Source organism: Verrucomicrobiia bacterium (genome assembly GCA_026414565.1).
In the GTDB taxonomy this organism is placed as follows: Bacteria; Verrucomicrobiota; Verrucomicrobiia; order Limisphaerales; family Fontisphaeraceae; genus Fontisphaera.
The window spans coordinates 80,158-89,311 of the sequence record JAOAIT010000048.1; the positions used below are offsets into that span (position 1 = coordinate 80,158).

The 9,154-nt window shown below is 46.8% G+C and carries 9 protein-coding genes; all 9 read right to left on the minus strand.

What is annotated here, in order from left to right:
* Positions 1-82: 82 nt before the first annotated feature.
* On the minus strand, positions 83-1,324 hold the full coding sequence (locus tag N3J91_11110) for a glycosyltransferase family 4 protein (protein MCX8156976.1): 1,242 nt from the start codon (positions 1,322-1,324) through the stop codon (positions 83-85).
* Positions 1,325-1,354: 30 nt separating this feature from the next.
* Positions 1,355-1,924: a YdcF family protein gene (locus N3J91_11115; GenBank protein ID MCX8156977.1), complete on the minus strand. Its 570-nt coding sequence runs from the start codon at positions 1,922-1,924 to the stop codon at positions 1,355-1,357.
* A 51-nt stretch (positions 1,925-1,975) separates the two neighbouring features.
* A complete protein-coding gene (locus N3J91_11120; protein ID MCX8156978.1) occupies positions 1,976-2,824 on the minus strand; it encodes a glycosyltransferase family 2 protein in 849 nt (282 codons plus the stop codon).
* Positions 2,825-2,857: 33 nt separating this feature from the next.
* Complete coding sequence (locus N3J91_11125; GenBank protein ID MCX8156979.1) at positions 2,858-3,448, minus strand: WcaF family extracellular polysaccharide biosynthesis acetyltransferase; 591 nt, start codon at positions 3,446-3,448, stop codon at positions 2,858-2,860.
* On the minus strand, positions 3,448-4,698 hold the full coding sequence (locus tag N3J91_11130; GenBank protein ID MCX8156980.1) for a glycosyltransferase: 1,251 nt from the start codon (positions 4,696-4,698) through the stop codon (positions 3,448-3,450). The genes N3J91_11125 and N3J91_11130 overlap by 1 nt, the downstream gene beginning before the upstream one ends.
* Positions 4,699-4,709: 11 nt before the next feature.
* Positions 4,710-5,948: a glycosyltransferase gene (locus N3J91_11135; protein ID MCX8156981.1), complete on the minus strand. Its 1,239-nt coding sequence runs from the start codon at positions 5,946-5,948 to the stop codon at positions 4,710-4,712.
* Positions 5,949-6,041: 93 nt separating this feature from the next.
* Positions 6,042-7,451, minus strand: coding sequence for a hypothetical protein (locus tag N3J91_11140; GenBank protein MCX8156982.1), 1,410 nt, complete (start codon positions 7,449-7,451; stop codon positions 6,042-6,044).
* A 13-nt stretch (positions 7,452-7,464) separates the two neighbouring features.
* The gene (locus N3J91_11145) at positions 7,465-8,640 is read right to left on the minus strand and encodes a glycosyltransferase family 4 protein (protein ID MCX8156983.1); all 1,176 of its coding nucleotides are present in this window, start codon (positions 8,638-8,640) and stop codon (positions 7,465-7,467) included.
* Positions 8,641-8,883: 243 nt separating this feature from the next.
* The coding region (locus tag N3J91_11150) for a hypothetical protein (protein ID MCX8156984.1) at positions 8,884-9,154 on the minus strand (271 nt) is incomplete at its 5' end.

The window sequence follows — 9,154 nt, forward strand, 5'->3', positions numbered from 1 at the left end:
GCGCAAGAAGAATGGAGTCGTTGCAGCCGGCCCAAAGCCGCCGGCGGGGCGCGCGGGAAGGCGACAAAAAACGCGCGGCGCGTCAGGAAAGCAGCGCCAGAAAGCGCTGGAGGCAGGAGGACTGGGATTGGAAGACCGCGGGGCCGGACGGCAGGGCGGTTGGGGCCGCCGCTTGTGGCTGGGCGGAGGCCAGCTTCTGCAATAGACTGAGGAGACCGTCCACGTCGCCGTGGGCCAGGCGATGCAGGGGCGGAAGGTGGTTGGCCGCTGGGCCTTGGTAAAGGTCAGTGATGTGGGAGGTGGCCGGGCCGAGGTAAAGGATGGGCAAACCGAGACGTAGCAAATTATAGATTTTGCAAGGATGGACGAGCCCGACAAAAGGCTCGCCCATGATCACCACCTGCAAATCAGCCGCGGATAAACTGGCCGAGAGGCGCTCCAAGGGCTGGTAAGGAAGAGAGGTAATATTGTCCAGACGATGCTCTCGGGCAAAAGCCTGGACTTTTTTGAATTCGGAGCCACCGCCGACAAAGACAAATTGGATGCGCTTGAGGAACTGAGATGCGGAATCGTTGGCGCCAAGCTGGTTGATTTTGAGTGCGGCCTGCAGAAGAGTATCGAGCGGATGACACGGGCTGTGGTTGCCCGAGTACATCACCACAAATTTATCGTCCAAGCCGTGCTGGGCGCGAAATTGGGCACGGCCGGCGGGATCAAAGTGAACTTGATCGTCATGTGACCAAGGAGGAATGACGATTACGCGCTCGGTGGGGATGCCTTTGGCCAAAATGCGGTCGCGCATGAAACGATCCAGGGCCACAACTCGGTGGGCGGATTTAAGGCTGAAACGAGAGAGGGCCTCCAAAAACTTGGCGGCTGCAGAGGCAGGGCGAAGCCAGCCCGCCGCGATCGCTTCATCAGGATTGAGGTCCATGACCCAATAAATAAACTTGGCCCTCCAGAAACGGGCCATCCCGGCCCCCAAGACAGAAATGAGTGGCGGACTGGTCAGGGCGATGATGGCATCCTGCCGCGGCAGGAATATAACGCGCAAGGTGCAGGCGGTGAGAAACGAGGCAAAGTCCAAAGCTCTTTTCCACCGGGCACTCTTTCCCAAACCGGTGCCTGCGACACGGTATATTTGGATGCCGTGCCATTGTTCTTCTTTGGGGAATAGTTTCTCAGGAGAATCATAGGCGCGCCGGCTGGTGAGGACGGTGATTTGATGTCCGTGAGATTGCAGGGAGCGAGCCAAGTCGGACAGGTGCTGTGCAGTAGAAACAGTATCAGGGGGAAAAGTCTGATTTAATAGCAATATTTTCATCCCCAAGATGGGATATGGCGTTGATCGCGTTTATAATCCTAGCCAACCGCGTAACCAATATAACGGGGTCTTGATGAATTCCATGCCCACGTATCTTTTGAGGCCGCAGGGCTTCCACAAGTCACGTTTGACTCCCCAGTAAGTGGGGCATGAATGGAAAGATATTTCCGGGGCGGTCTGTTGGAAAGTCCACTGGGCTCTTCTAGAGTGAAACCAGGAGGTAACAAGGATGACATTGGTAATGCCACGCTCCCGAAGCATGGGAACGGTATATTTGGCGTTGTGCCATGTACTTTTGGATTTTGTCTCCAAGAGCAGTGCGTTTTTCGGCACACCTTGATACAAGTAAATATAAATGGCAGTTTCCGGCTCACCATCACCCGAGGAAATAACCAATGGCGCCACGCCCTGTTTATATAGTTCGATGGCTTTAATTTGTCTTTCCGGCGTGCCCCCGCCCAGGACGATAATTGCTTGAGCCTGGCAACATGCATTTTCGGCACTCAATATGCCTGCCGCGTTCTCATAGGCCGGCCAGGCAAGCACAGCCGCAAGGGCGGCAAATAAAAATGGAAGGCGTCGGATGCAGCGTCGAATCACGTAATGGTTGAATGTAAATAAGGTGAAATATGATGGCAGGAGAAATCGTTCCTAGGGAATAAGGTGGATTTTATGGGGATATGTTTTCTTCTCCTTGACTTTGAAGACAATCATCCGCTCGTACATGGCCAGCAGTCGGCAGAAACGCCATCCTACCATACCATCCAAGATTCCAAGTTGCAAAAAGTAGCTGTAACAGAACCTCAAAGCCGGACGAAAAGGAAGATGCCGCGACCAAAGGCGAAGCCTGCGCCGACTTTTTTGCTTGTCCCCAAGAATATTCTCCTGATGGCATTGCCCTTGGACTTCAATGGCGGCCTCCCAACTGGAATAACGGTTATGTTTTTCGATCCATGTGTGAATATCCGGATAGGCAAAATGGAGCATGTCCTTCTTAAGGTAACCGGCCGTTCCCCTGAGGACGACATGTTCATGGACTTCATTGTCGCCGCTGCCTGCATCACCTACGTCCACCTTTTCATAGCGGCCCAGTTGGTGCTTGAAGAGCCTTAGGTTCCAGCTTGGATAATAGCCACAATGACGAATCCACTGCCCCATGAATATAAACCGGCGGTTAATGAAATATCCATCATGGTCAGGGTTGGCGATTTTCTCTTTAATTTCTTTGCCAAGATCTTGGGTTATCCTTTCATCCGCGTCTAAAATGAGTACCCATTCGTTGCGCCAATTGACGTTGGCCAGGGCCCAGTTTTTCTTTTTCGGGTAGCGGCCATCCCATTTGAACTGAATAACTCTCGCACCTTTGGCCTGGGCTATTTCTGCAGTTTTATCCAGGGAGTGTGAATCCACAACAACGATTTCGTCCGCCCATTTGACAGTGTCAATGCATTCACCTATGTTCCTTTCTTCATTGAAGGTGGGTATTAGAACTGAGAGCATGAAAATGTTGGGTTAATTACTGAGTTACTGTGGCTAGATGTGGCTGCCCGGCTTGGGGCGTACCTTTACTTTAACGGCAGGATTGCCGGCGACAATGGGCCATGCATCCACATCTTTCATTACGACGGCGCCGGCTCCGACAATAGCCCCCTCTCCTATGGTAACCCCGGGTCCGACAAATGCCTGGCTGCAAATCCATGCCTGATTTTTCACAACAATGGGGGGTTTCAGAAGCGGAAAGTCGGGCTTGGTATAATCATGAGTCCCGGCGCACAAATGCGCCCAGTGGGATATGGTAACGCGCTCGCCTATTGTGACTTTGCCTAGATTGTAAATCAACGCATCCTCACCAACCGCACTCCAGTCGCCAATTTCCAGGTTCCAAGGAAAATACACTGTGGTTGATGGATATACGTGGACTTCCTTTCCAACTTTGGCCCCGAAACATCTTAAGAGGAGCCGACGCCATGAGAAAAATGGCCTGGGGCTGAGGCGGAAGATTGGCTTGCCTAATATGGCCCATAATACACGCCAGCATTGCTCCTCTGGGGTGTATTTCGTCGCTGCCCGGTTTTCCGCTACATCTATGGTGGAGTTGGACGTATATTTAGCTTCTCGCTCCATTAATCTTTGATCACGCAATCAGGAGGGGGTCCGCCGCCTAAGAGCCAGTCGTAGACTGACTTCATTTGCTGTGCGATTTTGGGCCAGGAAAAACGTTCCTCCACCAACTGACGCCCCCTCCTTCCCATCTGTTCCAACTCCTGATCCGACATTTCCAATATTTGCTTAATTCCATTGGCGATGCTAACAGGCTCGGGTTCAACTTTTATGGCGGCCCCGGCAGCATATCCTTCTGGCAAATTGCACGCTGGCGTCATGATGACAGGTTTTCCATAAGACCAAGCTTCCAACACGGCTACCGGCATCCCTTCGCTATACGAAGGTAGTATGAAAGCTGAACATGCGCGCATTAAAGCGTCTTTGCGCTCTTCATATGCGGGGCCTAGAAATAGTATTTCCGGGATTCGGGTGGCATAGCTTTTATGATTATAGCTATGTTTGGTCTGATTACTATTTTTGTCATCCTCTCCAACATCAGTCCATGCCAATCCTATTTCATCCGAGAGTTTCTTTAACTCCACCTCATGTCCGCACTGATCCCATCCAGCTATTCCTAAAACCCAGTCATCCAAGCGCTTTGTTTCTTTCTTAACCCTGCTCCAAGCGCGCAATATATTTTCCAGACCTTTCTTCGGATGTAAACGGCCAAGAAATAGTAACATCTTTTTTGTTTCGTCACGCATCCTCGGCTCAAACCTGTTTTCCTGTGCAAGCGGGATTTCAACACCATTCGGAATTACGCATACAGGATTGGACAAGCCATACTCCCGAACGGAGTGATATTCCGATTCACATACTGCATGAATACATGAGGCGTGAACTAGATTTCTATTTTCATATAATATTCCAGCCAATCGTTTTTTCCAGCTTGAATGTTTTAAGGCCCAGGAATCTAACATTCCTTGAGGTGTAATTATTAATGCATTTCGAGCACTAACGGCTTTGTGCCTTCCAGCAATTCCTATGTACTGCCATAGCCCATGCACATGAAAAATGTCCCAGGAACCCTTGGATAAGGCTATTTTTAATCGTGGTGAATAGTTGAATGCCCTGGGTCCGATAGGTTCGAAGACTTCCGTTTTTATTCCAATCCACTCTTGGTTTTGTGATCTGATATGCTCATCTTTAATCGCCATTACGTTAACTTCAACATCACGAATCTGGCTCAGTGATTTCGCAAGGAGGCGCACACAATGATACATGCCTCCAGCTTTTGGAGAAATTGAATTTGTTAGCATTGCGATTCGCATGTTAACTAAGGTCAGCGGGCCTGATAATATGCGATCGCACTGTTAATGAAGCGATCGATAAAATGATTATTATTGAAGGGTTCCCGAACTGCACATTCATAGGCCTGGTGCAAACCCTGCGCAAAGCGTTCAGGCCCCCAGTCAGCAATAATTTTTACTGAATTTGCAGCCATTCGGTTGCGCTCTTCGAGACTCAGACGCGTGATTTGAATCATTATTAAGGATATTTCATCTACCTTAAACGGATCAAATTGAAAGCCATTGAAGCCGTCTCGAACCAGGTCGTATGCACAACCGCACCGGTTCGAAACTAGTATGGGAAGCCCGGAAGCCATGGCTTCATTTACAACCAGCCCCCATTGTTCGGAGGTGCTGGCAAGAATGAAGGCATCGGCAAGGGCATAATAGAATGGCAGATCGTGATATTGCTTGAACCCAGGATAATGCACATAAGGCTTCAGTTGGAGCTGTTCAGTTCTGGATTCCAATGCTGGCCGAAGTGGACCATCACCCAAGATCACCAAATGCCATGGGTCATACTTTGCCTGTAGTGGGCTTCCATTTTCTTTCTCCAATGCCCACTTTAAATAGTGAGAGTAGGCCTCTAGTAATCGCAGCAGGTTTTTCTTCTCAATGAAGCGGGCGCTGCTAAGAAAATAATGACATGGTAATCCTAGGCGGGAGCGATGTTCATTGGCAGAAAGTCGTACCTTGGCGGCCTGAGTTTTAAAATAATCGTTGTCCACAGCATCATAGCCGAGAAATACTCGGCTCCCTGGCATTCCAAGCATTTTGACATATTCAGCCTGCGGTGTACCACCAACCAACGCTGCAGAGTACTGTTTTACAATTTTTCGTTTCAACCATTCATAATACCATTTTCGATCCGCGTCGTGGACGGTTGATTCTGACATCAATATGGCTGGCACACGATGCCGCACACACCACTGCAAGGCAAATAACGACTCTTCCATTCCCCATCCTGGGAGTACGCAGGCTGTAGGTGCCATTTCTGTTAGCACTTTTGTTAGTCTCTTATTAGCTTGTTGCTTCTCTCTGACACTACCAGGCAGGTTGTCTACTATAATATGTCTATCAAAACCGGCATTTCCAGCTATGGATTCCCACGCATAAGTAGTATCACCTGCTGCATACTCAACTGCGGCAACATGAAAAAAGCTCGTTGCGGCCTTAAGTCTGGCAAAATGGTAAGGGCCCAAACGGCGAAAAATGACCGCAATTCGCTTCACTTTTATATTTTGTCTTTTAACTTGGGATACCTGTCAAACACGATAGACCAGGAGCTGGCAACATCTTCATGATTTAGTTCCGTGTCGGCTTGATTATCGGCCAAGAGTTGCGACATTATTTTTATAGCGGCTTAAACTTTTGCCACCATGTTCAATCACTCGTTGCACTGGTTGGAAATGAGCAGGGATAAGGTGCTCGAAAATCCTGAGTGTTATGGCACCAAAGACCACAGGCCAGAGCACCAGCAGTGTAAACTCACGCCCCATATTCGGAACAAGGGCAAGCCCCATGATGAATAGAAAAAAGCGCAGAGGATGGCTTTTCGGCGGCCATTGCCTTATCAGAAAATAACCATAGAGCGCCAACAATAGCCCGGCAGCAATCGGCCCAAGGTAGTCACCAAAATTGATAGCGCCTTGTCCGATTAATCCGGTGCTGATTGTTGCAGTTACCCCACCTTCAGCAGTACCATGCCCTCGCAAGGTGCTATAGGCGAAGCTCAGTGTTGGTTTCCCTGGCCATATCGCGCGCGGTATGGCATTTAGCGCCTGTGCAATATATTCCTTCCCATACTCAGGTTTTAATTGTCCCATTCGGTAGAATCCGTTAATATAGGCAAGCTCTTGAATCATATTGAGGCCTTCATGCTTAACCTCAGGATTCAGCGCCCCAAAGGGATCTTTAAGAAATGCTTGGAAGCCTGAATGTCGGAACTGTAGCATTGCCAGCATTGCATAATTTAAGACGACAAGAACGATTCCCCCGCCTAATATTTTTTTCCACATTTTAGCCCTGCTCAAAAGAAGATAAGAGAACAATCCTGGACACACGACGGCGAGTAACTGATTACGCGTTCCCAAGAGGAAAAAATAGGGCCATGTGATCACGATGAGTAAAAGCATCTGACCGCGTACCACCCGGTCACGAACCAAGACTGCGAGGAGCCCCATGAGGCCACAAACAAAAATGTAAAGGTAGCCCCCCGCTGCTATTAACCAGTCCCATGTCCCTCCTAGCGCTCCCCGTGCCCACATATGGGGGCTCCATCGCCCACCGACGGGAAACAATGCCCCCAAAATATCGCCGTCCATGCGTATAACGCCCCACACGAAGAGCATGGCCCAAATGCCGGCGATGGCGCCGGCCATTTTTCTTGCTGGCAACTGTGCAGAAATTTGATCGGCGGTTATACCGGCCACTTCCCGGTCATGCGTGCGGGCGATTTGAATAAAAAGACGAAAGCTGATAAGAAATATGCTGACCTGCCAGAAAGCCATTTCTATGTCTTCAGTTGGCATTCCTGCATATTGCTCAGCCGAGTATCTTACATCAACAATATACCAAAGAAAAACGGTAAAGTAAGCCACCAAGGAGAACATTCCTGTCAGGCGCCGCCATTTTCGCAAGGCCTCCAATGTTAATATGACCAGCAACCCAACCGCAGCATAGAAGGAGGCTGGCATAATTACTACGTCGTTACTATTATATATTTCAGTGTTCATATATATAATATCTTTATATGTGTGTTTTCAATATTTTTATCAGTTCATCGTTATATCTTGAATAGTCGTATTCTTTTGCCCTCAGCATTGCATTTTCACCCATTTGTTTGCATAATTTTCTATCTCTGGACATAATTTCAAGCACTTCAACAATTTTATCTTTGTTTCTTATTGGTACAATAAAACCATCTATCATATTTCTAACAATACTCCCGGTATTAGGTGTGCAAATTATTGGTAGGCCGTACGACATAGCCTCATATGTAACAGTTGCCGAGCCTTCGCAGATAGATGGCAGCAGAAATACATCAGCCCACCTGTAGTATCTCTCAATCTCAGAATGAGGGACAGCGCCGACAAGATGAACGTGATCGCAAATTTTTTTTTGTGCATTTCTAGATATTTGTAGCGGACCAACCAATTTGAACTCGGCATTCTTTGATAGCACTTTCGCGGCCTCAAGCAAATAGGGGATACCTTTTCTTAAACATACTGTGCCTACTGTAAGGACATGTAGTTTTGACGAAGTTTTTTTGATATTAATCTTTTCCGAGTATTTCACGCCATACGGAATAACCGTACATTTTTCAGGATTCACTCCACATTGGATTAGACCATTTCGTACGTATTCAGATCCACAAATAATTCTATCGGCTATTCTCCACTCAGCCCTTTCTCGTTCTGAATAATCATTGGCGAAATAATTTTTTTCATCCTCCTCCCAACCGGGCCACATTTCTCTTTCTTCTTTTATTAATTGATTTACTATCTTATACGGGGCAATTGTCTGCTCAAGAATACACGCCATTGCTTTTTCTTTTGCTTTAACCATTGTTTCATAGCCTGCGCTGTTAAATGTATAAAGCGCTTTAGCCAGTCCCCAGTTATTTTCATTTATCAGCCTGCAAAAACAGCGACCAGCCCAGAGATATACTTTAGTTCTTTCTGTTTCATTTTTTGCCTTCTGAAGTCGTAAATAGTATTCAAGGCCAAAGAGTGGAAATTGCCTAATTATACACCCGTTCAATTCATTATTGTTTCGGAGTATTAAACGCTTGAGGGTTGCATTATGCTTATCTAGTCTATAATCTTGTATTATTTTAATTATTCTATTGCTTGCATATATATCTGTGTACAATATGTTTAATAATCCGGCCTTAGCAAGAATTCTAGGAACAGCATACTGCATTCTCGACCCTAACAACGTTACTATATAGGACATATACTCGACGTATTGCTCTTGTTGTTATGAACAATGTTCTTCATAGTTTGTCTTTTATAATCAAAGTTAATCCTGTTTGATGATGTTCACACCTACGCTATTATGTGTCTGTAGAATTAATTTACGTACATTGTGGCTTTTAAGTAACTTAAATTAAAACAAGGTTTTTTATGAATAATTATATTGTATATTTCTATGAATATATGATTTTTAGTCACCGTTTGTTTTCCAGCCACGTTCTAAAAGCTTACGGCTTTCTAATATTGTGTGATGTTTTACAACATTTCGATATTTACGGTATTTGTAACACATTAGTGGTATCTGTATTAATCCTCTTATTATACCAGAGTAACGCTTCTGTATTAAAGCATATTTCACACGATTAATGACTTGTATCGCGCCCAAGGGCCACATTGTTATTGGATATCTGAGGTATGCGAGTAATGCAGTGTTGGTAATGTGGGCGGCATTGATCTCTTTG

Coding starts and splice junctions, on each gene's coding strand:
- N3J91_11110 (MCX8156976.1), bottom strand. CDS start 1,324: ATGAAAATATTGCTATTAAATCAGACTTTTCCCCCTGATACTGTTTCT.
- N3J91_11120 (MCX8156978.1), bottom strand. CDS start 2,824: ATGCTCTCAGTTCTAATACCCACCTTCAATGAAGAAAGGAACATAGGT.
- N3J91_11125 (MCX8156979.1), bottom strand. CDS start 3,448: ATGGAGCGAGAAGCTAAATATACGTCCAACTCCACCATAGATGTAGCG.
- N3J91_11130 (MCX8156980.1), bottom strand. CDS start 4,698: ATGCGAATCGCAATGCTAACAAATTCAATTTCTCCAAAAGCTGGAGGC.
- N3J91_11140 (MCX8156982.1), bottom strand. CDS start 7,451: ATGAACACTGAAATATATAATAGTAACGACGTAGTAATTATGCCAGCC.
- N3J91_11145 (MCX8156983.1), bottom strand. CDS start 8,640: ATGCAGTATGCTGTTCCTAGAATTCTTGCTAAGGCCGGATTATTAAAC.